A 24,978-nucleotide genomic window follows, 5' to 3' on the forward strand; every position below is an offset into this window, starting at 1 on the left:
GGCCGACTGGCAGGCGCGCACCGCGCGCGCTGCCGCTGCCACCGCTGCGCAGCCGCCTGCAGTGCCTGGCCGACGCCTTAGACGTCGAGGTGCGAAATCATCAACCGGGCCGGTTCCAGTTCGCCCTCGTCCGGCGCGCCCAGCGATATGCCGACCGACATGATATCGATAAGCAGTAACTGCAGTATCCGCGAAATCATCGACAGGAAGGTGGTGCTGTCTTCGCTGTGATCGACCGCCAGGCAAATGCTGGCTTTCTTCGCCAGCGCCGATTTGCTGCTGGTAATGGCAATGACGTCGGCGCCGGCCGCGCGCGCCGTATCGACTGCCGTCAGCAGGTCAGGCAGCTCGCCGGAGGTGGAAATGGCGATGACGACGTCGCCCGGCTTGAGCAGGTCGGCGGCCAGTTTGAACAGGTGCGAGTCGCCATACGCCGAAGTGGGAATGCGGAAGCGGAAAAATTTGTGCTGGCCGTCGAGCGCCACCACGCGCGCATTGCCCATGGCGTAAAACTCGACGCGACTGGCCTTGCGCAGCAGTGCGATGGCGCGCTCGATAGAGACGACGTCGAGCTGGTCGCGAAATTTTAAAATTGCCGATACCGTATTGTCGATCACCTTGGCCGACAGATCATGGGTGCTGTCCGACACCCGCACCTGGCTGTGACGCACTGGAATGGTGCCGGTCAGGCTGTTGGCAAATTTGAGCTTGAAGTCAGCCAGCCCCAAAAAGCCCAGCGAGCGGCAAAAGCGGATCACGGTGGGCTGGCTGACGTCGGCCAGGCGGGCGATTTCGGCGATCGGTTCGTGCAAGACTTTGCGCGGATGCTCGATCACCAGCGCGGCCACGCGCTGCTCGGCGGGCGAGAGTTCATGCTGCAGATGCTGGACGCGCTCCATCAGGGTGTTGGCACCGCTCCTGCCGCGCAGGTGCTCGGACAAAATGGTGGCCACCCCATAAAAGGCGGGGTTGGGGGTCATGATGACGTAGGTGGGAATCTGCGCCAGATAATCGGTGAACCGCCCCTTCGCTTCAAAGCGCGCGCGAAACGGAGAGGTTGCAAACCACTCGGCCATGCGCGGCACGATGCCGCCACCGATAAAAATGCCACCGAAGGCGCCCAGCGTCACCGCCAGATTGGCGGCCGCCCCGCCCAGCATGCCGCAAAAGCATTCGAGCGTTTCCAGGCACAGGGCGTCGTGCTGTTCGAGCGCGCCGCTGATGATGTCGGGCGCACTGCGCGCCGCGCTGGCGACGCCATTGCGCGCGGCCAGCGCCCGATAAATGATTTCCATGCCGGGACCGGAAATGAGCCGCTCGTTCGACACGTGCGGCCACTCGCGCCAGGCGAACTGCAAGATGGCGAACTCGCGTTCATCGGCCGGGGCGAAGCTGACGTGGCCGCCTTCACTGCCGAGGGTCACAAAACCATCGAGGGTGGGAATCACGCCCGATACACCGAGGCCGGTGCCTGGCCCCAGCACGCCCACCACGGCGTTTTCGGCCGGCGTGCCGCCGCCCACCTGCAGCAGGCTGTCGGCCTTGAGAACCGGCAGCGACATCGCCAGCGCCGTGAAGTCATTGACGATCAACAGGGTCGACAGATTGAGTTGGCGCCGCACGTCGTCAGTGGAAAACTGCCAGTCGCGGTTGGTCATGCGGATCAAGTCGCCGCTGATCGGATTGGCCAGGGCGAATGCCGCGTGGTGGATGCGGGTGCCGGCGTGGTCGGCCAGGTAGCAATGCAGCAGCGGCACGATGCCGCTAAAATCGTCGCACATCAGCACCCGCACGGCGCGCACCGTGCCAGGCGCCGTCTCCAGCGCAAAGCGGGCGTGGGTAGCGCCGATATCGGCCAGCAGACGGGGGCCGTCGGCATAGGCAGTGCGGCTGTAGGTTGTTTCGGTGGCTAATAGTCTGGTCATCGGTTCGCAGTGCGTGGCGTGCTTGGTCGCGGTAGCATATCCCATTGCATCTCTTACATCAAAATACAGCGGATCCTAGTGTGGTGAATCAGAAATCAGGGCGACCGGCGCTGCCACCGCAAACGTGACGGCACCGTTGGCAACCACCGCGCTGGTGCCGGTGTAAGCATCGCGCACGATCTGACCGTCGCTAAATACGCCGTGCACGGCAATCGCCGTCGGCCCGCTCGCTGGCAATCCCAGTGCCACCACCACGCGATCGCGCACGCCGCCTTCATCATAAGTGCGCTTGAACACGTAGGGCGACGCTTGCAGCATCTGGTGCACGCCGGCGCCGACGGCCAGGTGATCTTGCCGGAAACGCCCCAGCTTTGCCCAGTGCGCGCGGACGTCGGCCACGCCAACGCTGGCAGCACCCTGCCCGCGCGGCGCATTGGTCGCCAGCTCATCCCAGTTCATGAAGCTGCGCAGTTTGGCGTCGCCGCTGGCCGCTGGCACATCGAGCAGGCGCGCGCTCTCGTCGCCATAATAAATCTGCGCAGCGCCAGGCGCGAGCAGCAGGCGGGTGCCGGCGTCGATGGCGCGCGTGCGCGCCGCATCGAACGGTTCGCCGTCGTCGTGCGAACTGAGATAATTGAGCACCGAGCGCCCCTGCAGGGGCCCGTGCAAGGCGTGTGAATAGCTGGCAAACAGCGTTTCGTAGGCCTGCTTCGCATCGGTTTTCATGCCGAAGTTGATCATGCTGTCAAAACCCTGGTCAAAATAGTCGACCAGGGTGCCGCCGCCGAGATCGAACTGGCGGCCATTGGCGATGCTGTAGTTATACACTTCGGCGGTGGCATAAAACGCTGCGTCGTCGATGCGCTCTTTGGGATGGGCTCTTTTCCAGTCTTCGAAGGCGCTGGCAGCGACCTTGTTCAAGTCTTTCCAGACGCCTGCCTCGACATGCTTGACGGTGTCGGCGCGCAGGCCGTCAAAACCGTAGGTGCGGATCCAGTCGGCGTGCCATTTGATCAGGTAATAGCGCGGCGTGCGCGGGTAGCCGGTGCGCTTGAAGAAGGCATCGAGTTCGCCCTTCTCCTTTGCGTAGCGCCCTTCGCGCTTCCACTTCACCACCAGCGCCGGCGGCAGCGGCACTGCCTTGACGGCATCGGTGCGGATGTCGGGCAAATTTTTTACCAGAGTGCAGTCGATGGTGCTGGCCGCATCCTGGTAGGTGCAGGCAGGACCGGTCCTGACCCACGCCGCTGGCCACAGCGGGTCTTGCGCGGTGACGGGACCGGTGTGGTTCATGACGACGTCGAGGATCACCCGGATGCCCTTGGCGTGGGCGCTGTCGACCAGCGCGTGCAAATCGGCGGCGCTACCGAGATTGGCGTCGATGGCGGTAAAGTCGCGCGCCCAGTAGCCGTGAAACGCGTAGGATTTGCCGCTGCCTTCGTCGGTGCCGGCGTGGATCTGTTCGACCGGTGGCGTGATCCAGATGGCGTCGACACCGAGCTCGTTAAAATAGCCTTCGCGGATTTTGGCGGTGACGCCGGCGAAGTCGCCCCCCAGGTAGCCGCGCAGGGGCGCGCCATCACTCTTGCGGCCGTAGGCGTGGTCATTTGCCGGGTTGCCGTTGTTGAACCTGTCGGTGAGCAGAAAGTAGATGGTGGCGTTGTCCCACGAAAAAGGTTTGACAGGCAGGGGCGCCGCCTTGACGGCGCCCGCCAGCAAACCGAGGGACAGTACGAGTGCGCGCAGTTTCATGCAGAGGTCACTTTCATGCAGCGCTTAATCGGCCGCTTCGGCGCGGTCGGTCACCAAGAGGGTCAACACGCCGGCCAGGACCATCGATGCGCCGCCGAGCACCAGCGTGTTGACGGTGTGGCCGCCGAAGGCGTGCACCGTCATCCAGCCGAGTAACAGGCTCGAGAGAATCTGCGGGATGACGACGAAAATATTGAACAGCCCCATGAAGTAACCCATGCGCGCAGGCGGCAGCGCCGCGGCCAGGATCGCGTAAGGCATGGTGAGAATGCTGGCCCAGGCGATGCCGACACCGACCATCGGCAGCAGCAGCATGTGCTTGCTGGTGATGACCAGCAGGCTGGCCAGACTGACGCCGCCGATCATCAGGCACAGCGCGTGCACCGCCTTGCGGCTGGTTTGACGGGCCAGTACCGGCAGAATGAATGCAGCCAGCGCCGAGACGCCGTTATACACGCCGAACATCACGCCGACCCAGTTACCGGCCGCCTGGTAGGCGGGCGACTGCGGATCGCTGCTGCCATAGACGGTGTCGGCGATCGAGGTGCCGGTGTAGATCCACATGGCGAACAGGGCGATCCAGGTAAAAAACTGCACCAGCGCCAGCTGCAGCATGGTCTTGGGCATGTGCAGCAGGCCGCCGACAATGCCGCGCGCAGCGGCGCCGAAGCGGCGGTTGCGGGCCCGCTCGGCGCGGAACTGCGCCAGGTCGGCGGGCGGCGTTTCGCGCGCGCTGAGCACCGTCCACAGCACCGCCAGGAAGAACACGGCGCCGCCGACATAGAACGAGTAGCGCACCGTATCGGGGATCATGCCGCCAAAGGGCACGTTGGAGACGCCAAAGCCGTCGGAAAAGATGGTCGGTAACAGCGAGGCGATGACGGCGCCGCAGCCAATAAAGAAGGTCTGCATGGCATAGCCGGCGGTCTGCTGGCTGCTGTCTAATTTGTCGCCAACGAAGGCGCGGAACGGTTCCATCGACACGTTAATCGCGGCATCCATCATCCACAACACCGCCACTGCCATCCACAGCACCGCGCAATTGGGCATCAGGATCAGGGCGATCGATGCGACCACCGCGCCGGCGAAGAAAAATGGCCGGCGCCGGCCCCAGGTCGGGTGCCAGGTGTTGTCACTGAGGTAGCCGATGATGGGCTGGACCAGTAATCCAGTGACGGGCGCGGCCAGCCAGAAAAACGCCAGGTCGTCAGCCTGCGCGCCAAGGGTGGAAAAGATGCGGCTGGTGTTGGCGTTTTGCAGGGCGAAGCCGAACTGGATGCCAAAAAAGCCGAAGCTCATGTTCCACAGCTGCCAGAATGTCATACGCGGCTTGCGCGTCGCCAGGGGGGAATGCAGCTTCATCGTGTCTCCGGAAATAGTGGTTCCGGACGTCGCCGGCTTGAGGCTTTGAGCTTGTCGGCGACGCCGGGCGCACCGGCAGTCAGCCAAGTTTTGTAGCAAAGTAACATGGGCATGCCACAGTGTCAATTCAAACTATTCCATAGTAAAATCGGTGACACACATGCACGCTAATGCATCGATTTGTAGTCAAATAACAGGCACCTGCAAGGGGCCGTAGAACAACTCTGGAGACTCCATGCTGGACATGCAACGGCGCCTGACGCCGGCCTTCAACGCCCTCATCAGCCTGCCCTCGACAGCGATGGGCTTCGCCCTGTGCATTCAAATTTCGGCCTTGAGCTGGCTGCTGTCGACCAAGTACCACCTCGATATCGACGAAATCGGTATTGTCTGGGCGGCCGGTCCGCTGGCCGGGATTGTCGGCCAGGTCATCATCGGCATGGTCAGCGACAAGGTGTGGTTCTGGGGCGGACGGCGGCGCCCGTTCATCCTGATCGGCGGCGCGCTGGCCGCGCTGATGGTGTTCCTGCTGCCGCGCATCGACCAGGTGGCCAGCCTGCTCGGTATCGGCAATCTGCTGGTGGTGGCGGTGATTGTCGCCCTCACGCTCGACCTGTCGATCAATATCGGTTTTAATCCGACCCGCTCGCTCATTGCCGACGTCACCCCGGAAGGCGATGCCCGCACGCGCGGCTTCACCTCGATGCAAACCATCTCCGGCTTTTTTGGCGTGCTCGCCTACCTGATCGGCGCCCTGATCGGTAACAACACGCTGATCTCGGTCGGCGTGGTGATCGTGTTTGCCTTTTCCGTGCTGCCGATTTTCTTCGTCACCGAACCGCGCTCGCTGCGCGTCCAGGACGATCCCGTCGCCGCCACCCCGACCGAGTGGGGCCAGCTGTGGCGCATTTATTTTGCCCACGGCTTTGCCTGGCTGGGGGTGCAGTCGATGTTCGTGTATATCATCGCGTTCATTCAACAGCACATCGTCAGCGCCGGCGTGTCACCGGCCGACTTCGCGGCGCAGTCAGGCCATGTGATTGCCATCTCGTTTGCCGTGATGAACGTGGTCGGCTTTGTGCTGCCGGCGCTGGTGCTGGCGCCTGTGGCCCGCCGGATTGGCAGCGTGCGTTCCCAGGCGGCCTGCATGGCCATCATGGCAGCGGCGTATTTCGCCATCGCCACCGGCGCCAGCACGCCGCACCGGCTGTACGCGCTGATGGCGGTGGTCGGCATCGGCTGGAGCGCTGTCGTCAGCCTGCCATTTGCCATCATGAGCGAAAAAGTCGACAAGAGCCGCATGGGGTTTTTTATGGGAATGTTTAATTTGTCGGTAGTGCTGCCACAGCTGCTGTCGACCGGCGTCGGCTACATCATGAAAAGCGCAGCCGACTCGAATGTGCTGTTTTGGATGTGCGGCGGCTGCCTGGCGGTATCGGCGCTGCTGTGGTGTTTGGTCAGCGAAAAGCAGGCGCCGCAGGGGCTTACGCTGCAGGCGAGCCACTGAGCCGCTGAGCCTGACGATATGCGTCGATGCGCTGCTGATACTTCGATGCGCCAGATATGGGGCAGGCAGCGTGCGGTGCCTGCCCGGCCCATGCCTGCCCGCCCCCACTTCAAGACGTAAAAAAACCCCGCCGCTCGCGCGACGGGGTTGCTGCAACAGCGCTATCTCAACTTAGAACTTGTAGTTCGCGCCAACCAGAATGGTACGGCCGTATTTCTGGTATTCCAGCTGTTTGGCACGGTCACCGTTGTACGTCTCGTAGGCCTGGTTGGTCAGGTTATTGACCTGAGCGACCAGTCCCAGGCCCTTGAGCGAGCCGCTCTGGAAGGTGTAGCCAATCTGGAAATCGACGACATTCTCGCCGACCACGTAGCGCAGGGTGCGGTCGTTCGAGAAGTTGCCGATTTCACCGACGAAATCGGAACGACGACGCTGGCTGATGCGGGTTTCAAACCCATTCTTTTCGTAGTACACGGTCAGATTGCTGGTATTTTTCGACAAGCCCGGCAGCGGGATATTGGTGCCGATGTTGCTGTTCGGGTCTTCGATCTTGATGTCGCTGTCGCTGTACGTGTAGCTGGCCTGGATACCGAAACCGTCGAGCATCGGCGAGACCAGGTTGAACGGCATCGAACCGGACAGCTCGGCGCCCTTCAGGGTGCCGCCCTTGCCATTGAACGGCGCCGTGTAGTTGCCGAACGGGGTCTTGGCGATGGTTCCCGGGATGTACTTCGAGAAATCGTAGTTCAAGGTTTGCGTGTAGATATAGCTGGTCAACTTCTTGTGGAAACCAGCAACCGCCACGTATGCCTTCTTGCCGAAGTACTTTTCATACGAGACGTCGAAGGCATTCGCGCGCCATGGATCGAGCTGGGCATTGCCGCCGCTACCACCCGGTTTGAAGTCGGTGGTCGAGACACCAAAGTCGAGTGCCGAGCGCAACTGATCGACGCGGGCGCGGGCGATCTGGCGGGCAGCGGCCAGGCGGATGGTCTGGTCATATGGCAAGCCAAAGGCCAGATTCAAACTCGGCAGGTAGTCGGTGTACTTCTTGCCATCGTCAACCGGCTTGATCTGCTGGCCGACAGCGGCGGTGCCATCGTAATAGTTGGCGTGCGACGATTGATCGGTGTGCTGGATCTGCACGCCAACGTTACCGCGCAGGCTGATCGTTTCCGACAGGTCGCTATTGATGTTGCCCTTGACGTAGCTGGTGGTGATCTTTTCGTTCACATCCCACGCCTTCGACACCAGGTAGCTCTGGGTATCGGTGGGGTTAAAGATCATGTACTTGGCGACCACGCCTGGCACGTTCCACGACGGGATCATGCCACTGTTGGCAAAGCCGAGGTCGACCAGGCCGTATTGCAGGTCAGACGAAATGGTCGACGGCGCACCTTTCAGATCGATATTGCCTTCCGGCTGGCGTTTGCTCTTGTTGCGGTCGGAATAATTCATGCCGACATCGACACTGGCGATGGCGAAACGGTCGATGGGGAAATTCGCCGAGAAGCGCAAGCTCTTCAGTTCATCTTCGACGCGCGGCGTCTTGCCGTAGCCGGAACCGTAAATGGTATTGCGCACGTACAGGCTCGCCGGATCGCTGTAATTGCGCCCGCCCGTCAGGGTGGGGAACGCGCCCTGGTTGAATGCCAGCTTGACGGTGTCGAGGAACGGCGCGCCGGCAGCGTTGCTGATCTGCGTATTGCTCTCGAGGCTAAGCTCATCGCGCTTGGCTTTCGAGTACGACACGTCCGCCACCAGGGTGACGTCTTGCAGCTTGACCGTGTTGTTCCAGCCGGCAGCATGGATGTCATCTTCGCGCTTGTTGTACATGCCGCGCACCAGGGGATAGACGCCGGTAGCAGTGCCGCCGGTCAACACGCCATTCGCAATCGTCGGTGGATTAAACAGCAGTCCTGGGGTGAAGCCGCCGTTGTAGTTACTCAGGTTCACTTCGAACTGGTTGGCGGTTTCTTCACGCTTGAATTTCGACGCATACAGGTCCAGCACGCTGTTCCACTGCTGGTTCGGGCGGTATTGCACCACCGCCATCACGCCATCGCGCTCATTGGTGCCGCTGCGTGCCAGCGACTTGATGCCGTCGGTAACAAAGGTACCGGCAGGCACGCCTGGACGACCATCGGTCTTCCACGGTTCGTACAGACCGGTTTCCTGATCGAGTACCGGCGAGGACAGATGGGAAAAGCCGAGGGCGATACCGATCGTGCGGTTGGCGAACTGGTCGATGTAGCTGGCGCTGAAACGGTTGCCGGTGGCTTTTGCATTGGCAATCTTGCCCAGCGAATTGCGCTCGCCGCGGGCATTCAAGGCCACGGTGCGGCCACCGAATGACAACGGACGCACGGTCTGCATGTCGATGGTGCCCGACAAGCCCTGGCCGACCAGCGCGGCGTCCGGGGTCTTGTAGATCAGCACGCCGCTGAGCAGCTCGGAAGGGTACTGGTCGAATTCGACACTGCGGTTGTCACCGGTGCTGACCTGTTCGCGGCCGTTGAGCAGGGTGGTGGCAAAATCGGGCGACAGACCGCGCACCGAGATGACCTGGGCGCGGCCGGCCACGCGCTGGGCGGCCAGACCTGGCAGGCGGGCGATCGACTCCGCGATCGACGAATCGGGCAGTTTGCCAATGTCTTCGGCGGAGATGGCCTCGACGATCGAGGTCGCATCTTTCTTGACCGAGATGGCGTCTTCGATACCACGGCGGATGCCCGCCACGGTGACGCTGGTGATCGGTGCGTCGGCCAGCGGTGCGCTGGCAACCTGGGCTTGCGCCTGTGCCGAGATCGCGCTAACGAGCACGGTGCAAGCTGCCGCAACCGGGCTCAACTTGAAGAAAAGGCTGGAACGACGTGCGCCCGACCGCTTGCTTGCAAAGATATTCATATGTCCCCTTGAAATCATGAATGACTGACTGTTTTTTCGCGCCCCGGCGTCCGACCCGTTTGACGGATCATGAAACCGGACTACACGAAATCCTCATGCGAACGCTCTTGGACGTTGTCGAAAAGATTTTGTATTAAAACTAGATTGCAAGTCAACGTGACTTACAGACACAGTGTGTCAACACGGTGTTTTGATGGATTTCTCACGATTCCGGCAATTTTCTCGTTGTATTATTGCTACAAATTGGTGCCAGGCAATCTATACTTGCACTACATTTGTGCGTTTTTAAGAACGGAATGGGGCGTTTTTGCGCTATCTGCGCAATTTTTCGCATGTTGGGCTCTAGCGGGCCCTGCACCTGGCTGACGGCGCTCATTGAAGCACCCGCGCATTAAGCGTATCCTTCCGACACAAATGCACGGGCCAACCGCGGCGCCACGCGCGCTGCCGGCCCCTCTTCGATGTAGTGCAACTACTAAAATCCAATCGGGGCACCCAGCGCAAGATGCCCGCGCGCCGCGCCCCGATTGCGCACAATGAATGTGACCATGCGCCACCTGTTTGCCACCGCCCTGCTCACCGTGCTCTCCCCGCTCACCGTGCTTACCGTGCTTACCGTGCTCAGCGTGCCCGCCTTGCCGGCCGCCGCGCAGGTCCCCGCCATCGACGCTTTCTTTGACAGCATGGCAATTGACGTCGGCGCCGGCCGCCACGCGCGCTTCGTCGCCGGCGACAATCTGGACGGCTACTACGCCGGTTTCACCCAGGGCACCGGCAACGGCGAGGGTTACGTGACGCGCGCCGGCACCCAGTTACTCGACTTCGCCAGCACGGTTGCCGGCGTCGCCGTCGAGCGCAGCGGCGCCGCCGAGCAAATCGTGCCGTGGGGCCGCCGCCTGCGCAGCGCGGAAGGCGTCGTCGAGGAACTGGCGCTGCTATCGAAACAACACGCGCTGGCGATGGCCCTGCGCGCGCCGCACCCTGCGCTGCTCGCCATTGCGCCGCTGTTGCGTGCCCCCGGCACCATCTGGCAGCAGGACGGCGCCGTGCTGGTGGCGCCCGCTGCGGGCGAGAGCGTGTTTGTGGCGCTGGTGGCCGACCAGCCGTTTCGCCTCGACGCCGGCCTGGTGCTGCGCACCACCGTGCCGGTATCGTCGTTGACCGTGGTCGCGGCCGTCGGCACCAGTGCCGACCAGGCGCTGGCGCGCGCCCGCGCGATCGCCCCGGCGGGCGCCATCAATGCAGAAAAAGCGGCGCGCCACGCGGTGCTCACCCGCAGCTACCTGGCCACCAGCGACGCCACCTATAACCAGGCGCTCAACTGGGCCAAGGCGTCCGCCGCCATGTTCGTGGTCGACGAGTTTGGCGCGGGTATCTGGGCCGGTCTGCCGTGGTTCCGCGACAACTGGGGACGCGACACCTTCATTGCGCTGCCCGGCACCCTGCTGGTGAGCGGTCAGTTCGATCAGGCGCGCGCCGTGCTGGCCAATTTCGCCCGCTACCAGCAGCGCCAGCGCGGCCCTGACTACGGGCGGATTGCCAACCGCGTCGCGGCCAGCGCGCCGCTCATTTTTAATACCGTCGACGGCACCCCGTGGATGCTGCGCGAGGCACTCGAGACCATCGCCTACACCGGCGACAAAGCCCTCGCCCGCCAGATGTACCAGCTGGCGCTGCCGTATTTTGAAGGGGCGATTGCCAGTGACATGGATGCCGATGGCCTGCTGCGCCACGACAGCGCCGACACCTGGATGGACGCCCGCATCGCCAACCGCCAGCCATGGTCGGCGCGCGGCCCCTACGCGGTCGAAATCCAGGCGCTCTGGTACACCGCCCTGCAAACCGGCGCCGCACTGGCGCGCCAGGCCGGCGATGACGCCAAGGCGCGCTACTGGAGCGGCCTGGCAAGCAAAGTAAAAGACCGTTTTACGCGCCGCTTCTGGGATGCGCAGCGCCACCTGATGGCCGACCGCCTGCGCCAAGACGGCAGTGCCGACGTCAAGGTGCGACCCAATCAGCTGATGCTGGTGACCATTCCGTTCGACGATTTTGTCGCGCCGACGATCCAGGCGCATGTCATCCACAACGCCACCAGCGCCCTGCTCTACCCCTATGGCATCGCCTCCTTGAGCCAGGACCATCCCTATTTTCATCCGCGCCACGAAAACCCGGCGTTTCACCACAAGGACGCCGCATACCACCAAGGCACCATCTGGGGCTGGAACGCCGGCTTTACGATCAGCGCCCTCACCAAATTCGGCTACCAGGACCACGCCTGGCGCCTCACCGAGAGCCTGGGCCGGCAAATGCTCGGCATCGGCGCGGACGGTGCCCATGCCACCCTGGGCCACATGAGCGAACTGCTCGACGCCGTGCCGCAAAGCGATGGTTCGCTCACACCGTCGGGCACCTACGCGCAATCGTGGAGCGTGGCCGAATTCGCCCGCAACGCTTACCAGGATTACCTGGGTTTTCGACCCGACCTGACCGCCGGCGTGGTGCGCTTCGTGCCGGCCATCCCGGCCGCCTGGACTTCGCTGTTCGCCCGCCTGCCGTTTGGCGTCGACCAATCGCTGACTGTCGATTTCAGGCGCAGCGGCCACAGTGGCCGTGTCCAGTCGTGGCGCCTGAGCTTGCGTGCGGCGGCGCCGCGCACCGTGACTTTCGATCTGCTCGACCCGCTGCAGCGGCGCGTGCGCGTGCGTTTTACGGTGCGCCCGGGGGTGCCGGTGCAGCTGGCCAGCGCGCCATGCGGGGCGCGCAGCGCGCGCCTGTGCGTCACCCTGCACCATCGTGCACTGGCCGGCACGGTGGTGCAGGCGGCGCAAACAGCGATCATCGGCCGCCTGCGCTTTCGCCAGCCGCCAGCCTATGACCCGGCCCACTTCCCCATGCTGCGTTCGACCAACGCCCTGCACGACATCATTGTCGATGGCGGCTACCGCTGATGGGCCGCCTGCGATTGACCGTCGACACACCCGGCACGGCCGGCAAGCTCGCCATCCTGGCCATTTTCGCCTCGAGCTTTTCCAGTCATGCAGCGCCGGCGCCGCTGCCGCAAGCGCTGTTCGTGCGCGGCGGGTTTAATGGCTGGGGCACCAGCGACGCCCTGATCGACGTCGGTGCTGGCCGCTACCAGGCGCGCATCACGATTTACCCCGGCTATCACGGTTTTAAGCTGGGCAGCGCGGACTGGAGCACCGAGTGGACCATTGCGGCGGCCATCGGGGACGCCATCAGCCCCGGCGCCGACACGCCCCTGCTCACCCACGCCGGCGCCGAAACCCACCTGTTTGTCCGCGCGGCAGGCAGCTACCTGTTCACGGTGGACGTCAGCGCAGCGCCAGCGCCGCAGCTGCGCGTCGAGCGGCTCGGCGCCGCCCCGGCTGCCAGCGCCGGCGGCCCTGACCCCCACTCTGCTGGCGCTGGCGTCATCAGCCTCGACTGGCCGACCTGGGACGGCCAGCACGACACCACGCGCTTTTCGTCACCCAAGCCGGCAGCGGCGCTGCGCGACTACACCATCTCGACGACGATGACGCTGCGCGACCGGCGGCCGCCCTTCGTCAGATTGCGCGAGAGGCCAGCCGATGCCGTCAGCCGCAGCGGCAACCTGGCCTTCGACGCCCTGTTCGCGCTGGCCAACCATGAGATGCACCAGGACGCCGTCAGCGCCATCCGCGACGGTAACTACAACGGCGGCCAGCCGATTGCCTGCGCCTGCTTCGAGACCGGCGAGCAGTGGCACTATGTGTGGACGCGCGACCTGTCGTATGCGGCCGACCTGGGCCTGGCCCTGCTCGAGCCGGCCCGCGTGATGCGCTCGCTGGACTTCAAGCTCTCGCCATGGCGCGCTGGCCTGGTCCAACCGGCAGCGGCAGGCGGCAGCGCCGACGGCCTGCAAATCCTGCAGGACACCGGCAGCGGCGGCAGCTGGCCGGTCAGCACCGACCGCGTGGCCTGGGCTTTTGGTGCCGCGCGCGTGCTCGACTTGCTCGACGGCGCCCGCCGCGCCGCCTTCGCCGCGCGCGCTCTGCGGGCGCTGGTCAACACGGTCGAGAACGACCGGCTGGCGGCGTTTGATGGCAGCGACGGTTTGTACCGCGGCGAAGCCTCGTTTCTCGACTGGCGCGAGCAAAGCTACAGCAGCGCGATCGGCGACGATATCGCGTCGCTCGCCAGCAGCAAGGCGCTGTCGACCAACCTCGCCCACTTCAAGGCGCTGGGCCTGACCGCCGCACTGGCGCGCGAGCAGGGCCGCCTGCGCGATGCAGACAAATACCGCCACTGGGCGGGCGCACTCAAAGACGCCATCAACGCGCGCTTCTGGCTGGCCGACGCCGGCATGTACGCCAGCCTCACCGCTGCGCACTTTGATGGCGCTCCCCTGCATAAATTCGACTGGCTGGGCCAGTCGCTGGCCATCGTCAGCGGCGTGGCCGAGCGCGCGCAAACGGACAGCATCCTGGCGCACTACCCCCACGGTCCCAACGGCCCGCCGGTGATTTTTCCGCAGCAGCCGGGCCAGCCGATTTATCACAACCGCGCCATCTGGCCGTTTGTGACCGCCTACGGCTTGCGCGCGGCCGCCATCGGCAAGAACGTGGCGGTCGCCGATGCCGCTTACGCCAGCCTGATACGCGGGGCGGCGCTGAACCTGTCGAATGTCGAGAATCTCGAGTGGCTGTCGGGCCAGCCGCTGCTGCTCGACGACGCCCAGCCCGCCCTGTCCGGCCCCGTGATCAATTCACGCCGCCAGCTGTGGTCCGTCGGCGCCTATCTTGGCATGGTGATCGAGTCGGTGTTCGGCGTGACCGCCGACGCCAGCGGCGTGCAGCTAAAGCCTTTTATTACCAGCCGCCTGCGCCGCCAGACGTTTGGCGCTGCCGAGCGCATTGCCCTGCGCGGCCTGCGCCTGCGCGACAAGACCATCGAGGTCGTCATCGAACTGCCGCCCGCCGAGCAGGCCGACGGTTATTACGCGGTCGCTGGCGTCACTGTTGACGGCGTGCGCAGCGCCGGCGCGATCGCCTGGCAGCGCCTGCGCGCGCACAGCCGCATCGTGCTGCGCCTGGGTCGCTTGCAGGCGGGCCGCCAGGCCATCACACTGGTCGCTGGCGCCCCTGACGCACGCTCGCCAGCGCTGTATGCGCCCGCCGAACCGCAACTGCGCCTTGCCGGTCCGGGGCGCGTGGCGATCGCCGATGCGGCTGCCGGCACATCGACCAATCTGTATCGCGACGGGGTGCAGATCGCCAGCGGCCTGGCGGCCGGCACCTATGCCATCGACGGCGCTGGCGGCTGCTACACCGCCGAAGCGGTGTTTGCACAATCGGCTAACCGCAGTCATCATAGCCAGCCGCTGTGCAGTGGCACTGCCATCGAGGTTGCCATCGCCGACGCCGGCCCATGGGGCGCACCGGGCGCCAGCCGGCGCATCGACGGTATCGAGATCAGCAGCGCCGGCCGCTATCAGGTACAGCTGCGCTACTACAACGGCAGCAACCAGATCAACCTGGGCATCAGCAGCGGCGTCAAACGGCTCAGCCTCATCGATGGGGCCGGCGCGACCATCGCTGCCGGCGTGCTGGTACTGCCGCACACCCGCGCTGGCGCCAGCGGCAGCCCGGCCAATTTTTCGACGCCGCTGACGGCGCAGCTGGCCGCCGGCAGCTACAGTGCCCGCCTCGACGATTTTTACAATATGAGCTACCTGGAAGCGAACCGCAATTTCAGCGGCGCGGGCGGCGTGGCCGGTCCTTCGAACCAGTTCACGCTGTTTGGCATCCGCCTGCGCAAGGCCAGCGCTTCAGGCGATCTTCACGATCTTCACGATCTTCACGACCATCACGACAACCACGACAACTACACCCCGCCATGAACATTCGCCTTTGCGCCCTGCTGCTAACGGTCTTTGCAAGTTCGGCAGGGTCGGCCTATGCCACCACGGTGCGCATCCATTACGACGCCGCTGACGCCGCCCTGACGGTCGCCAGCGACAAGGGTGGCGCGGCGTCAGCGACAGCCGCATTTACCGGGGCCGGCGCCGGCGACCCGGTCTGGACCGCCAGCTGGCCGGATGCGCTTGGCACGATCGTCATGCAGCCCTGCCTCAATGGCGCGCCGTCGCGGGGCGGGCGCTATCGGGTAGCAGGCGGCGCCACCCTCGACATTTACCCCTTCTTCGGCGCCGCCCACGGCACGGTCGACATCGCGCCGGAGGTCTTCTCGGAGCAGCTCAACAACAGCCGCCGCTTGCGCATCTATTATCCGCCCAGCTACCGCGAGAACAGCGCCAAGCGCTATCCGGTGCTGTACATGCACGACGGTCAAAACCTGTTCGACCCGATCACTGCCGCTTACGGCGTCGCCTGGGACCTGGCAGCGAGCCTCGACAGCTTGATCGCCACCGGCCAGATGGAAGAAATCATCGTGGTCGGCATCGACAACAGCGCCGCGCGCCTGGCCGAGTACACCCCCTGCTGCGACCCCAGGCATGGCGGCGGTCAGCTCAGTGCCTATGAAGCTTTTGTGGCCGACACCGTCAAGCCCTTGATCGACCGCACGCGACGCACCCTGCCCGGCCGCCAGCACACGGCGCTGATGGGGTCCTCGCTGGGCGGCCTTGCCGCGCTCGCCATCGCCCGCCACCGTCCCGCACAGTTCTCGATGGCTGCCGGCCTGTCGAGTTCCTTCTGGTGGGCGGGCCAGGCGATGATCAAAGATCCCCCTGGACCAGCGCGCGCCAGCCTGCCGCAGCGTTTTTATATCGACGCCGGCACCGTCGACGATGGCCTGGACGACACCAAAGCGATGCACGACGCCCTGCTGGCCCAGGGATACACCGATGGCCGCGATCTGCTGTTGTACGAAGCGCCAGGGGGGCGCCACAACGAAGCATCGTGGGCGGCGCGGGTGCAGCGGCCATTGCTGTGGTTTTTTCCGTGGCAGGCTGACCAGGAAATCAGGGCAGCTCGCCCTGCTGGCGTCTGCCGCCACAAGGCACGAAGTTATCTCTACGAAGTTACATCTACGAAATTACATAATGGGGCCGCAGCTGCAAGCTGCGGGCGCGCCATGCCAGCACCACCTCGCCGTGGCCGGCGGCAGCCTGGCGCTGCGCCGGCGTCAATGGCAGCGCCACCGCGTTGCCCTGCTGCGCCACGCCATCGCCATCGATGCGGGCCGCCATCAGGTTCATCGGCGGGTTGCTGAAGGTGCGCGCCACGGCAATCGAGGCCGGCGCGCGAAAAACATCCAGCGTCGGGCCCGGTTACAGCAGGCGGCCTTCGTGCAGCAACGTGCAATGGCCGCCCGGCTGCAGCGCTTCGAGCATCTCGCTGGTGGCGTGGACCACGCTGGTGTGCCCCTCCGAAACCAGCGCGGTCAGGTCGCGCCGCCGTTCTTCACGCAACTTGTAGTCGAGGTTGACCAGCGGCTCGTCGAGCAGCGGCAGCAGCAGCGGCAGCAGAGCGGCCAGCTTGATCAGGGCCCGTGCCAGTGCGGTGCGCTGCTGCTGGCCACCGGGCAGCGCGGCCAGCGCCAGCACGCGTGCACGGATCTGCGCTTGCGGCATTTTTACGAATGCGCAGCGGCGACGCGATATTGTCGAACACCGTCAACACCGGGTAGTGGATGAACTGCTGATACACCATGGCCAGCTGGCGTTTGCTGACGGCCACCCCGCTGCAGTCGCGCCCATCGACCAGGATGGCGGCACTGGGCCGGTCCAGTCCCGCCATCAGGCGCATCAGGCTGGTTTTGCCGGCCCTGGTTGTGGCCAACAGCACATTGATGGTCCCTGGCGCCAGCGCCAGCGGATAGACAGCATGGGGCGGTCACAAGCCGGTTTGACATCCTGCTGCCGCTGCAACGGTCGTGTTGACGACAGCGGGCACCAGCATCGAACCCGTCGCGCCATAGCGGATATGCCATGACAGCGCCTGCTCGAGCAGGTGCGGGGTATGGCCGCCGCGCAGCGTGGCTGCCGCCACGTAGTCGCGCAGCATCTGGCGATACGGCTCGGCCACGCAGTGTTCGACGATCAGGGCGGCGCGCTCACGCGGCGCCAGCCCGCGCAGATCGGCCAGACCAATTTCGGTGACGATAATATCGACGTCATGTTCGGTGTGGTCGACATGGGCGACCATCGGCACAATGCTCGACACCAGACCGCCCTTGGCAACCGACTTGGTGGCAAACACCGACAGATAGGCATTGCGCGCAAAGTCACCCGAGCCGCCGATGCCGTTCATGATGTGAGTACCGCCGACGTGGGTCGAATTGACATTGCCATAAATATCGACCTCGAGCGCGGTGTTGATGGCGATGATGCCCAGGCGGCGCACCACTTCCGGATGGTTACTCACCTCTTGCGGGCGCAGCACGAGGCGCTCCTTGTAACGGCCGATGTCGCCGAACACCTGGGCGCTCTTCTGTGCCGACAGCGTGATCGACGAGCCGGAGGCGAAATCGAGCTTGCCGGCGTCAAACAGGTCGAAGGTGGAATCCTGCAGCATTTCGGAGTACATGGTCAGGTGTGAAAATGGGCTATCGATGAAGCCGGCCATGACGGCATTGGCAATCGTGCCGATGCCGGCCTGGATCGGCATCAGACGCTCGGTCAGGCGTCCCCGTGCCACCTCGCGTTCGAAGAAGGCGACCAGGTGCGCTGCAATCGCTGCCGTATCGCCGTCGGCGGGCAGATTGGTCGAGCAGCTGTCGCTTTTCTCGGTAATGACGATGGCAGCGATTTTTGCCGGGTCGATCATGATGGCGGTGGTGCCGATGCGCTCGCTCGCCGTCATCAGGGGAATCGGTTCGCGCTGCGGCCGGTGCTTGGGGATGAAGATGTCGTGCAAGCCTTCGAGCGCCAGCGAGTGCGCCAGATTGATCTCGACGATCACCTTGCTGGCCAGGACGGCGAAACTGGCGCTGTTGCCAACCGACGTGGTGGGGATGATGGCGCCGCTTTCAGTGATGGCGATGGCCTCGATGATGGCGATATCGACCGGCGCAATCTGTCCGGTGCGCAGCAATTCGACGGTTTCGGACAGGTGCTGGTCGATAAACATCACTTCGCCCCGGTTGATCGCCGCGCGCAGCGTGGGATCGGACTGGAATGGCATGCGCCGCGCCAGCACGCCGGCCTGCGTGAGGATCTTGTCGACGTCGCCGCCCAGCGATGCGCCGGTCATCAAGGTGACCTGCAGCGGCGTCTGACGCGCGCGCTCGGCCAGCGCCAGCGGCACCGCCTTGGCATCGCCGGCACGGGTGAAGCCGCTCATGCCGATCGTCATGCCATCGTCGATCAGGGCGGCGGCGGCCGCAGCGCTGGTGATGCGCTCGCGCAGCAACGGGTGGCGAATGCGATCGTGGTACTCGTCATGCATATGTGTCCTTTTGAGCGGGGAAAATACGGGTGCCGGCGAGGTCAGGCCATCGGCGACCGGCGCTGGCGCGCCATCAGAATCGGGCTGGACGTCGACCAAGGAGGGACGAGGCAGACCTGAAATTTACTAGCATATGAGCAATTTAATCACTCATATACTAGTAAGTCAAGGCGAATGTCCTCTGCTGACAGCTCGCCTGTCATCGCCTTCGCGGTATGGCGCTCAGGTGCGTGCGGTGCCACAGCAGCCTTGGCAGGTGCGCTGCGCGTGTCGACGCGCACGATTGCCTGTCGATCCGCACGATGTCGAAAGACAGCGTGGTGCGGCACTGCGACGATGGCACCTCATGAACAGAATTGAACCGAACAGAATTGAACCGAACGACTTCGCGCCCCCCGGCCAACGACCGGCATTGAAACTTCACGACTGAACGCTTTATGATTTCCCACAATAAAACTCTGGTCCTTCAAGGTGGCGGCGCGCTCGGTGCCTACCAGGCTGGCGTCTTCGAAGCCCTTGCCGCGGCAGACTTGACGCCGGACTGGGTCATCGGCACATCGATCGGTGCCATCAATGGCGCAATCATTGCTGGTAACGAAGCCTCGCGCCGCACCTCAAAGCTGCAGGAATTTTGGGACATGGCAAGTACACCGCCGTGGCCGTGGCAACACTTCCAGTACCTGCATGCCTGTCTGCCTCCAGCGCTGTCGGGATGGGCTGAAACATTGCGCACGCTGCCCTTCCTGACATGCGGCGTGCCCGGATTTTTCACGCCGCGCGTGGGCGCCCTGTCGGTGGCGGCGGCACGCTTGCCCCTGCAAGCACCGTCGTTTTACGACACCTCGGCGCTGGCCAGGACGCTCGAGCGCCTGGTCGATTTCGACTATCTGAACGAACGTCACCCCCGTTATACGGCGTGCGCCGTCGATGTCGACACTGGCGAGCGCGCCGATTTCGACACCAATACCATTCGCGTCGATGCGCGCCACGTCATGGCCTCGGGCGCCTTGCCGCCCGGATTTCCCTATGTCGAAATCGATGGGCGCCGTTATTGGGATGGCGGCATGTATTCGAACACGCCCATCGACCTGGCGCTGGAAGCCTCGCTCGACCGCGATCTGGCCTGCGTCATGGTCGACCTGTGGAATCCTTCGGTACTCACCGCACCGGGGACCTTCGGCGACATTATGTCCCGCCAAAAAGACATCATCTACGCCAGCCGCGTCAAGGAGCACTTGCGGCGCCATCGCGAGAGCCTGGATTTGCGCCGCGCACTGCACAGTCTGTCGACGCTGCTGCCGCCCGAGGTGCGCGAATCGGCAGGCGTGCGCGCGATACTCGAACGCGGCCAGCAGCATTCGATTCATATCGCGCGCCTGATGATGCCATCGCTTGCGGGCGACGGCGCCGGAAAAGACATCGATTTCTCTCCTGCCATCGTGAAAGCGCGCTGGCAAGCCGGCGTGAACGACGGCCAACGGCTGGTGGCCCACAAGGAATGGCTCGAGCCTTTACCGCCCAGCATCTGCATGCGCGTGCACGCGTTGACGACGCCGCCGGTGGATCAAGCGATCAGCGCAGACCTGACCTGGGAGTACCCGGCAGCGCCATCGGCATCTGACAATGGTGCAGACGCGACCACTGCTTAAGCCGGTGCAGCAGGCAGCTGGCGGCGCGTTGGTTAGATGACCCTGGCCGCGTCTTGCAAGTCGTGGAAGTGGGACCGAGACCATCGTTTTCTACTCGACATATTCTGTATGAAGGAGCTGCCATGAAACACAACGACGTCTTGCATCATGCGTTCTCGATGCCGCTCGATTCACCGTCTTATCCACGCGGCCCGTATCGTTTTATCGACCGCGAATACCTGATCATCAGCTTTCGGACCGATCCCCACATCATCGCAGCGGCGCTGCCGGAACCATTACAGCCGCGGGACGATGCCATCGTCAAATTCGAGGTCATCCGGATGCCGGACTCGACCGGTTTCGGTGACTACACGGAATCGGGCCTGGTCATTCCGGCGCGCCTGCAGGGCCAGGACGTCGGCTATGTCCATTCCATGTTCCTTGACGATGAAGCGCCGATTGCGGCAGGACGGGAGATTTGGGGCTTCCCCAAAAAATTGGCCCAGCCCAAAATGGAAGTACGCACCGACACCCTGATCGGTGAATTAAGCTATGCAGGATCGACGATTGCGCGCGCCACCATGGGCTATAAATACCAGGGTATCGATCATCGGCAAGCAGCGGCGTCGCTGGCGGCGCCCGCCGTCCTGCTGAAAATCGTGCCACACGTGGATGGCACGCCCCGCATATGCGAGCTCAACCAATACCAGCTCGAAGATATCCACATCAAAGGGGCCTGGAGCGGACCTGGCGCACTGCAATTGTTCGACCATGCGCTGGCGCCTCTTGCCAGGTTTCCAGTACTGGAAGTGGTCTCTGCAGTCCATATTCTGGCGGACCTGACGCTTCCCTATGGCACGGTGGTCTACGATTATCTGAACTAAATTGCCGTCCCTCCAGAGCGGAATTCATTCTTTAAATCACCTTGTCAACCAACAGGACACGCTATGACAATCAGTGGCAAAGCAGCGCTTATCACCGGTGCGGCATCCGGCATTGGCCGCGCCATCGCCGAGGTCTTCGCAGGTGCAGGCGCCCGTGTCTGTATTGCCGATATCTCGATCGACGCGGCGCAGCAGGCAGCTGCGCAGATCGCCGCGACCTACGACGTCAAGGCATGTGCAGTGGAAATGGACGTGAGCGATGAGTCGCAGGTCAGTGCCGGCTTTGATGCGATGGCGGCGCAGCTGGGCAGTGTCGACATTCTGGTGTCGAATGCCGGCATCCAGATCATCAGCCCGCTCGTCGATCTCAAGTACGAAGACTGGAAACGCCTGATGGCGATCCATGCCGATGGCGCATTTTTGACGACGCGCGCCGCCATGCGCAAGATGATCGCGCAGGGCAACGGCGGCGCCGTTATCTACATGGGTTCCGTGCACTCGCACCAAGCGAGCCCGCTGAAGGCGCCGTACGTCACCGCCAAGCATGGCCTGCTCGGTCTGGCGAAAGTGGTCGCCAAAGAAGGCGCAGAACATCGCATTCGCGCCAACGTCATTTGTCCCGGCTTCGTCCGCACACCCCTGGTCGACAAGCAAATCCCCGAACAGGCACGCACCCTGGGCATCACCGAAGCGGAGGTCGTCAAAAACGTCATGCTGAAGGAAACCGTCGATGGCGAATTTACCACCGCGCACGACGTCGCGCAAACCGCCTTGTTTTTGGCGGGATTCGACACCGCCGCCTTGACTGGCCAGTCGATCACGGTCAGTCATGGCTGGCATATGCAGTAGCATTGGCAGTAGCATTGTTAGCGGCAAGAAAACGCGTGCGGGAGGGCATTGCTCACTCGCTCAGCAGGATGGCAGCGTTTCTGGCACATAGCATTGCTTGCGCCTTTGATACCGGCCGGGCGGTTGCGATCGAGGCCGTACACCGTTGCGGGGACATCCGGCGGTATTTGCACGTGCCAGATTTGGTCGTTCAACGCGTTTATGACCAGGCGGAACTTGACAGCCAGCATGCCAATCGCGCATGTCCTGTTTGTGGGTAAGACCACACCAACGGTCCACGTTGAACACGCTGTACCCAGCAAGGTAATCCGGCGTCAGCACCCGCTGCGCTGAGTCGAATGGCTCATATCACTAGGCTGCAATAACCACAACATAGCCGGCCCGGCTAGATAAATCGCAACAATGCATTGTTAAACTTGCACCACTTTAAAAACTCCGGGCGGGCCAGCGGCAATGCATTCGACAATCGGCTTTGATGGATACGCTGCCCGGGTGCAGATGCCATCGCGCATTGCCCGCTTCGCACCACCGGTGCTTCAGGTCGGTGGACTGTGGCTCGCCGGCACCTGCGTCGTGGCAGCAGCGCTGGCCCCTTCGTGCCTGGCGCAGACAGTACCGGACACGGGACGTTTGCTGCAGGACCAGCGGCGTACAGGCTTGCCGGAACCGGAACGGCGCCAGGAGGTGCCGTTGCCGCTTCAGCCACTGCGCACCGCGGTCACGGATGCGCCTGCCGAAGCGCAGCGCGTGCATATCACCGCGTTCCATTTCAACCGCAACACCGCGTTCACGTCCGCCGCGCTGGAAGCACTGCTGGCTGATCTGGTTGGAAAACAGCTGACGCTGGTGCAGCTGAACGTCGCCGCCGACCGCATCACCGCCCATTACCGCCACCAGGGCTACTTTATCGCCAGGGCTTACTTGCCGGCGCAGGACATCCGCGATGGCATCGTGGAATTGACTGTCCTTGAAGGAAATGTCGGGTTAGTAACCATTGACAACCGTTCGAGGGTTGACAGCAGCGTGGTGCGCGCATTCTTGCCCACAATTGAGGCAGGGCGGCCGCTGCGCCAGGACAGCCTCGAGCGCAGCCTGCTGTTGCTCAATGGGTTGCCTGGCGTCGCGGTGCAATCGACCGTCACGCCGGGCGCCTCACTGGGCGTGACTGACCTCGATATTCGTGTCAGTGGTCAGGGTGCGATCGGCGGCAACGTCAGCCTCGACAATTATGGCAATCGCTTCAGCGGCGCCTGGCGCGCTGGCATGCAACTGACGTCGAACAGTCCGCTGGGACTGGGCGACAGCCTGTCAGTGCGTGCAACGGCCTCCGATGCGCAGTTTCGTTACGCCAGGCTGGCCTACCAGTTACCCGCCGGTGGCAGCGGCCTGCAACTCGGTAGCGCGTGGTCGGGCATGCGCTACCGGCTCGGCCAGGACTTTGCCACGCTGCAGGCGCATGGCACTGCCGACATCGTCAGCTTGTACGCGCTCCATTCATGGCGTCGCAGCCGCCTCGGCAACCTGTCGTTGCAGGCCAACGTCGAACGCAAGCGGCTCGACGATCGCAGCGATGCTACCGGCAGCGTGTCAGGCAAGTCCATCAGCGTGCTCACCCTTGGCGTGACCGGCGACCAGCAGGACAGCACGATGGATGCGGCCGTCAATACATGGAGCCTGTCCTACGCCGGCGGCGTGCTGCAACTCGATCCGACGACACTGGCGGTCGACGCGGTCGGCCACCGTACGGCAGGCCGTTACGACAAGCTGTCACTGCAATGGAGTCGCCAGCAGCGCTTCGGCGGCGCCGCGCGCGGCTGGAGCTGGTCCGGCCAGCTGAGCGGCCAGCTGGCAGCGCACAACCTCGACTCTTCCGAAAAGTTTTCCCTGGGCGGGGCCCAGGCTGTGCGCGCGTATCCGCAAGGCGAATCGGCTTGCGACGATGCCTGGCTGGCCAGTGCTGAACTGACTTACTCCGTCACGTCGGCCTGGCAGCTGGCCAGCTTCGTCGACCGCGCCGCCGGCCGCCTCAATCACACCGCCCTCGCCGCTGACGGTGCGCGACACCAGCGTCTCGCTGGCGCCGGTGTCGCCGCCACGTACCGCGGCGCCGACGGTTTCACGGTCGCCGCCAACCTTGCCTGGCGCGGCAGCGCCCCGCCGCAGTCGGACCGTGACCGCGCGCCACGCCTGTGGATGCAGGCGCTGAAATATTTTTGAACCCGCACCGGACCTCGACGCCGCCCTCTCCTACGCCGCACTCAACCAGAAAGCCTCTATGAACCACGTCTACCGCCTCACCTGGAATGCATCCCAGCAAAGTCATACCATCAAAAATACCATCACGACAAAACCGTATTTTTGGACCGCAAGCACCTCGATTTACGGTCCGACAACCCTGCTCACTACCCGCATTGCCATCTCCGCAGGAGCGCTGGCGAAGCAGCCTGCAGTTTATCCATCCAAGGGTAGTGTGCGCGCGCGTCGCTGCTGCCAAGGCCACCGCCGCTCAGAAAGCCTCTTTCCTTGCCCTCGCTGTGGTAATGCTCGGTGAGCGTGCTGGTGGCCGCGGCGATGTTGCCGGCGGCGACCAGGCTGACGTCGCCCTCTCCCCCAATGGCGCTACCCAGCACCATGATGTCCTTGCCGGCATTCAGATTGACCGCTTTGCCCGACAGCGCCCTGCCAATGGCGTCGCTGCGCGCCACGTGGTCGCTCCGCGCTTTCGTCGCGCTTTGAAAGAGGTCGCCGGAATTGCGGGTCGATACCGTGCCA

Annotated in this window: 14 protein-coding genes and 1 pseudogene; 8 read left to right on the top strand and 7 right to left on the bottom strand. The window is 63.7% G+C overall.

Features of this window, described 5'->3' with window-relative positions:
- Positions 1-77: 77 nt before the first annotated feature.
- The 3 genes from ACP7BZ_RS11175 to ACP7BZ_RS11185 form a co-directional block, all read right to left on the bottom strand.
- A complete protein-coding gene (locus ACP7BZ_RS11175; RefSeq protein ID WP_426113039.1) occupies positions 78-1,925 on the bottom strand; it encodes a glucokinase in 1,848 nt (615 codons plus the stop codon).
- Between the two features lie 75 nt (positions 1,926-2,000).
- Positions 2,001-3,677 (bottom strand): alpha-amylase family glycosyl hydrolase, encoded by a 1,677-nt coding sequence (locus tag ACP7BZ_RS11180; RefSeq protein WP_426113041.1) that lies wholly within the window; start codon positions 3,675-3,677, stop codon positions 2,001-2,003.
- 24 nt (positions 3,678-3,701) lie between these two features.
- Complete coding sequence (locus ACP7BZ_RS11185) at positions 3,702-5,039, bottom strand: MFS transporter (protein ID WP_426113043.1); 1,338 nt, start codon at positions 5,037-5,039, stop codon at positions 3,702-3,704.
- 235 nt (positions 5,040-5,274) lie between these two features.
- On the opposite strand from ACP7BZ_RS11185, the gene ACP7BZ_RS11190 reads away from it, so the two are divergent.
- On the top strand, positions 5,275-6,546 hold the full coding sequence (locus tag ACP7BZ_RS11190; RefSeq protein WP_426113045.1) for an MFS transporter: 1,272 nt from the start codon (positions 5,275-5,277) through the stop codon (positions 6,544-6,546).
- Between the two features lie 171 nt (positions 6,547-6,717).
- Here the strand turns inward: ACP7BZ_RS11190 and ACP7BZ_RS11195 are convergent, their stop codons facing one another.
- Complete coding sequence (locus tag ACP7BZ_RS11195) at positions 6,718-9,369, bottom strand: TonB-dependent receptor (protein WP_426113047.1); 2,652 nt, start codon at positions 9,367-9,369, stop codon at positions 6,718-6,720.
- 632 nt (positions 9,370-10,001) lie between these two features.
- On the opposite strand from ACP7BZ_RS11195, the gene ACP7BZ_RS11200 reads away from it, so the two are divergent.
- From ACP7BZ_RS11200 to ACP7BZ_RS11210, 3 genes are all read left to right on the top strand, one after another.
- Positions 10,002-12,401: an amylo-alpha-1,6-glucosidase gene (locus ACP7BZ_RS11200; RefSeq protein ID WP_426113049.1), complete on the top strand. Its 2,400-nt coding sequence runs from the start codon at positions 10,002-10,004 to the stop codon at positions 12,399-12,401.
- Positions 12,401-15,334: an esterase gene (locus ACP7BZ_RS11205; RefSeq protein ID WP_426113051.1), complete on the top strand. Its 2,934-nt coding sequence runs from the start codon at positions 12,401-12,403 to the stop codon at positions 15,332-15,334. The genes ACP7BZ_RS11200 and ACP7BZ_RS11205 overlap by 1 nt, the downstream gene beginning before the upstream one ends.
- Before the next feature lie 218 nt (positions 15,335-15,552).
- Positions 15,553-16,668, top strand: a complete 1,116-nt coding sequence (locus tag ACP7BZ_RS11210) for an alpha/beta hydrolase (RefSeq protein WP_426113114.1) — start codon at positions 15,553-15,555, stop codon at positions 16,666-16,668.
- On the opposite strand, the pseudogene ACP7BZ_RS11215 reads toward ACP7BZ_RS11210, so the two are convergent.
- Positions 16,586-17,270, bottom strand: a pseudogene (locus ACP7BZ_RS11215) (ATP-binding cassette domain-containing protein); the annotation flags it as partial. The gene ACP7BZ_RS11210 and the pseudogene ACP7BZ_RS11215 overlap by 83 nt on opposite strands.
- A gap of 21 nt (positions 17,271-17,291) precedes the next feature.
- The gene (locus ACP7BZ_RS11220; protein ID WP_426113053.1) at positions 17,292-18,845 is read right to left on the bottom strand and encodes a succinate CoA transferase; all 1,554 of its coding nucleotides are present in this window, start codon (positions 18,843-18,845) and stop codon (positions 17,292-17,294) included.
- Between the two features lie 437 nt (positions 18,846-19,282).
- On the opposite strand from ACP7BZ_RS11220, the gene ACP7BZ_RS11225 reads away from it, so the two are divergent.
- The 4 genes from ACP7BZ_RS11225 to ACP7BZ_RS11240 all read left to right on the top strand — a co-directional run bounded on the left by ACP7BZ_RS11225 (position 19,283) and on the right by ACP7BZ_RS11240 (position 24,423).
- Positions 19,283-20,494 carry a patatin-like phospholipase family protein gene (locus tag ACP7BZ_RS11225; protein WP_426113055.1) on the top strand — a complete coding sequence of 404 codons (1,212 nt, stop codon included), beginning with the start codon at positions 19,283-19,285 and terminating at the stop codon, positions 20,492-20,494.
- Between the two features lie 122 nt (positions 20,495-20,616).
- Positions 20,617-21,357, top strand: a complete 741-nt coding sequence (locus ACP7BZ_RS11230) for an acetoacetate decarboxylase (protein WP_426113057.1) — start codon at positions 20,617-20,619, stop codon at positions 21,355-21,357.
- Positions 21,358-21,420: 63 nt separating this feature from the next.
- Positions 21,421-22,206 carry a 3-hydroxybutyrate dehydrogenase gene (locus ACP7BZ_RS11235; RefSeq protein WP_426113059.1) on the top strand — a complete coding sequence of 262 codons (786 nt, stop codon included), beginning with the start codon at positions 21,421-21,423 and terminating at the stop codon, positions 22,204-22,206.
- A gap of 453 nt (positions 22,207-22,659) precedes the next feature.
- Positions 22,660-24,423, top strand: a complete 1,764-nt coding sequence (locus tag ACP7BZ_RS11240; RefSeq protein ID WP_426113061.1) for a ShlB/FhaC/HecB family hemolysin secretion/activation protein — start codon at positions 22,660-22,662, stop codon at positions 24,421-24,423.
- Between the two features lie 185 nt (positions 24,424-24,608).
- Here the strand turns inward: ACP7BZ_RS11240 and ACP7BZ_RS11245 are convergent, their stop codons facing one another.
- Entirely contained in the window at positions 24,609-24,911 is a 303-nt protein-coding gene (locus tag ACP7BZ_RS11245) for a hemagglutinin repeat-containing protein (protein WP_426113063.1), read from the bottom strand.
- Positions 24,912-24,978 lie beyond the last annotated feature (67 nt).

Origin of the sequence: Massilia sp. PWRC2 (genome assembly GCF_049896725.1) — a bacterium.
Lineage (GTDB): Bacteria > Pseudomonadota > Gammaproteobacteria > Burkholderiales > Burkholderiaceae_D > JAFCUW01.

What these genes read in the sequence shown, in the direction of transcription:
- ACP7BZ_RS11185 (WP_426113043.1), bottom strand. Translation starts at nt 5,039, where the DNA reads ATGAAGCTGCATTCCCCCCTGGCGACGCGCAAGCCGCGTATGACATTC.
- ACP7BZ_RS11210 (WP_426113114.1), top strand. Translation starts at nt 15,553, where the DNA reads ATGCAGCCCTGCCTCAATGGCGCGCCGTCGCGGGGCGGGCGCTATCGG.
- ACP7BZ_RS11225 (WP_426113055.1), top strand. Translation starts at nt 19,283, where the DNA reads ATGATTTCCCACAATAAAACTCTGGTCCTTCAAGGTGGCGGCGCGCTC.
- ACP7BZ_RS11230 (WP_426113057.1), top strand. Translation starts at nt 20,617, where the DNA reads ATGAAACACAACGACGTCTTGCATCATGCGTTCTCGATGCCGCTCGAT.
- ACP7BZ_RS11200 (WP_426113049.1), top strand. Translation starts at nt 10,002, where the DNA reads ATGCGCCACCTGTTTGCCACCGCCCTGCTCACCGTGCTCTCCCCGCTC.
- ACP7BZ_RS11235 (WP_426113059.1), top strand. Translation starts at nt 21,421, where the DNA reads ATGACAATCAGTGGCAAAGCAGCGCTTATCACCGGTGCGGCATCCGGC.
- ACP7BZ_RS11205 (WP_426113051.1), top strand. Translation starts at nt 12,401, where the DNA reads ATGGGCCGCCTGCGATTGACCGTCGACACACCCGGCACGGCCGGCAAG.
- ACP7BZ_RS11240 (WP_426113061.1), top strand. Translation starts at nt 22,660, where the DNA reads ATGCATTCGACAATCGGCTTTGATGGATACGCTGCCCGGGTGCAGATG.
- ACP7BZ_RS11220 (WP_426113053.1), bottom strand. Translation starts at nt 18,845, where the DNA reads ATGCATGACGAGTACCACGATCGCATTCGCCACCCGTTGCTGCGCGAG.
- ACP7BZ_RS11190 (WP_426113045.1), top strand. Translation starts at nt 5,275, where the DNA reads ATGCTGGACATGCAACGGCGCCTGACGCCGGCCTTCAACGCCCTCATC.
- ACP7BZ_RS11180 (WP_426113041.1), bottom strand. Translation starts at nt 3,677, where the DNA reads ATGAAACTGCGCGCACTCGTACTGTCCCTCGGTTTGCTGGCGGGCGCC.
- ACP7BZ_RS11175 (WP_426113039.1), bottom strand. Translation starts at nt 1,925, where the DNA reads ATGACCAGACTATTAGCCACCGAAACAACCTACAGCCGCACTGCCTAT.